Source organism: Streptosporangium sp. NPDC049248 (genome assembly GCF_040678965.1).
Classification (GTDB): Bacteria; Actinomycetota; Actinomycetes; order Streptosporangiales; family Streptosporangiaceae; genus Streptosporangium; species Streptosporangium fukuiense.
This window is the reverse complement of the sequence record NZ_JBFAQY010000002.1, coordinates 1-2,751: the sequence shown is the minus strand read 5'-3', so window position 1 is coordinate 2,751 and position 2,751 is coordinate 1. Positions and strand designations below refer to the sequence as shown.

Below are 2,751 nucleotides of genomic sequence, written 5' to 3'. Positions count from 1 at the left end.
CGCGGGGCCCGCGCCGCGCCCCCGCGCCCGCCCGGGCCGGCCGCCCCCCCGGCCCCCGGGGCGCGGGGGGCGGCCGGGCGGCCGGCTCCCGGTGGTCTCGCCGGTCAGGGCGGTCATACGGTCCGTTCCACGATGTAGTGGCCCTCGCCGCTGAACCCGGTCACCCGGGCACCTTCCCCCATCAGCGCGCCCAGCACGTCGCGCACCGCGTGCCGCCATGTCCTGGCCGTGCCGGGGTCGGTGCGGCGTAGCGCCTCGATGTCGGGCGGGACCGCGACCAGCAGCGTCCGGGCGTCGGTCCGGCCGGCGACCGGGCGGCCGTCGCGCTCGGCCAGGGCGGTCACCGCGTCCGGCGGGATCTCGGGCCGGCACGGCTCGCCTCGTACGGCGGCGATCACCCGTGACTCGGTCAGCCGCCAGACGGCGAGCATCCGGTCGGACTCGTCGCCGGTGTTGATCGCGTCCCCCATGACGCCGTAGAAGGACCGCAGGTACTCCTCGGGGCGGGCGCCGAGTTTGACCAGGTTGAAATGGGAGTTACGGCGTACCAGCGGGTCGTAGGTCCAGGTGATGCGATCCAGGCCCCGGTCGAGTGCCCAGCCGCGCTGGTGCAGTTTGAGCGCGAATCCGATCCCGTGCCCGATGGCGGCGCCGGTGACGTGCGAGTGCAGCACCTGCCCGGCCGGGGCCGCGAGGAAGCCGACCGAGGCGCCCACCAGGCGGCCGCCCCGGTAGGCGCCGGTCACGTAGTTGCCCGTGTGCGCCAGCGCCCGCATGAGCTCGACGGTGATGGGCTCGCCGCCGGGGTCGGGGTGCCAGATGCCGTCGAACAGCCGGAAGACCTCCTCCAGCTCCTCGATGGAGCGGAGCTCGCGCAGTACCAGGCCGTTCACCTGAGCATCGCCCGGACCAGGCCGGTCAGCAGCGCGGTACGGCCGGGCATCTCGGCCACGACCACGTGCTCACTGTCTGCGTGCGCGCCGCCGCCCACCGCGCCCAGCCCGTCGAGGGTGGGGCAGCCGACTCCGGCGGTGTAGTTGCCGTCGGAGGCTCCGCCCACTCCGACGCCGCAGAGCGGGGCGAGCCCGAGGTCGGCGGCGATCCGCTGGGCGAGGGCGAACAGCCCGGCCGATGCGGCCTCCTCCAGGGGAGGGCGGTTCGGGCCGCCGATCACCTCCAGCCGGGTCCCGGCGATCCGGGGGGACAGGGCCCTCATCAGCTCGTCCACCCGCTCCTGCGCGGTGCGGGTGGGCACCCGCACGTCCACCGAGACGCGGGCCAGCGCGGGCACGGTGTTGACCGTGGTCCCCGCCGACAGCACCGTGGGCGTGACGGTGGCCGGGCCCAGGCCGGCGGGTCCGCCGGGCGCCGCCGGGCCTGAGGGCGTCCCCGGCGTCGCGGAGCCCGGCCACCGGCCCGGGGAGAGGGCCGGTCCGGGCGACGTCTCCGCCGCCGGCACGCCGGAAGGACCGCCGTTCACCTGGTCGGCGATCCCGGCGACGGCGAGGATCTGGTGGGCCAGCTCGATCCCGGCGTTGGCTCCCCTCTCGGGTTCCAGACCGGCGTGCGCGGCCGTCCCGCGCACCACGAGCTCGTAGATCGACGTCCCCTTGCGCGCCGTCTTGAGCGCTCCGCCGTCGGCGCTCGCCTCCAGCACGAACGCGGCCACCCGGCCGCGCGCGGACTCCTCGATCAGCGCACGTGAGGACGGTGAACCGACCTCCTCGTCACCGGTGACCAGCACGCACACCCCGTCCGGCGACGGCAGCGCGGCCAGTGCGTGAAACGCCTGCACCAGCCCGGCCTTCATGTCGAACACCCCCGGTCCCCGGGCGACCCCGCCGGTCACCGACCAGGGCCGCTCGGCCAGCGTCCCGAGCGGCCAGACCGTGTCGTGGTGGCCGACCAGCAGGACCCGGGGCGTGCCGAAGGTCCACCGCAGATGGGTGACCCCGCCGATCACGATCGTCTCGGGGCGTGCGCCGAGCCTCCTGAACCCCTGGTCGGCGACCACCTTGGCGCTACGGGCCACCGCCTCGTGGTCGGCGGAGAACGACTCGCACGCGACGAGCTCCTCCAGATCCTCAAGCATGACGTCCAGGTTCACCGTGGTCGCCCCAGTTCCGCGCGGAACAGCCGCAGGACGTTGCCGCCGAGGATCTTGAGGATGTCCTCCTCCGGGATGCCCCGACCGGCCAGCGCCCCGGTGACCAGGGGCAGGCCGCTCGGGCCGGACAGTCCGGGCAGGACGGCCAGGGGGTCGACCTCGCCGTATCCGAGATCCTCGCAGCACGGCGGCGTGACGTCGGTCAGCACCTCGCGGACGAAGTCGGGGCCGAGGCCGACGTGGTCGATCCCGCCGACCCGCGCGATGTGCTCGATGTGGTCCACCAGCCGGTCCACGGTGAACTCCGCGGGGTCCGCGGAAAGGAAGCTCGGCACGAAGTTGACGCAGACCACGCCGCCGGTGGCGGCGACCGCGCGGATCTGCTCGTCGGTCAGGTTGCGGTGGTGGTCGCGCAGCGCGCGGGCCGAGGAGTGGGTCGCCAGCACCGGCCTGCTCGCCAGCTCCAGCACGTGCTCCACCCCCGAGGCGCCCAGGTGGGAGATGTCGAAGATCATGCCGAGCCGTTCCATCTCACCGAGAGTCTGCACCCCCGCCGCGGTGAGCCTGCTGCCGGTGGCGTCCTCGCCGCTGCCGTCGGCCAGCGCGGTACGGCCCCAGTGCGCGATCGAGGCGATCCGCACGCC

At 74.8% G+C, this 2,751-nt stretch carries 3 protein-coding genes; all 3 read right to left on the bottom strand.

The genetic code is table 11. The features are described 5' to 3' along the window. Positions 1–113 precede the first annotated feature (113 nt). Positions 114–893, bottom strand: coding sequence for a GNAT family N-acetyltransferase (locus AB0K21_RS03925; protein ID WP_364147640.1), 780 nt, complete (start codon positions 891–893; stop codon positions 114–116). After that, on the bottom strand, positions 890–2,092 hold the full coding sequence (locus AB0K21_RS03920) for a M20 family metallopeptidase (RefSeq protein WP_364147637.1): 1,203 nt from the start codon (positions 2,090–2,092) through the stop codon (positions 890–892). Before AB0K21_RS03920 ends, AB0K21_RS03925 begins: the two co-directional genes overlap by 4 nt. Before the next feature lie 11 nt (positions 2,093–2,103). Then, the coding region (locus tag AB0K21_RS03915) for a membrane dipeptidase (RefSeq protein ID WP_364147634.1) at positions 2,104–2,751 on the bottom strand (648 nt) is incomplete at its 5' end.

Bases quoted from the DNA above. Each gene is read 5' to 3' on its own strand.
- AB0K21_RS03920 (WP_364147637.1), bottom strand. From the start codon at position 2,092: ATGCTTGAGGATCTGGAGGAGCTCGTCGCGTGCGAGTCGTTCTCCGCC.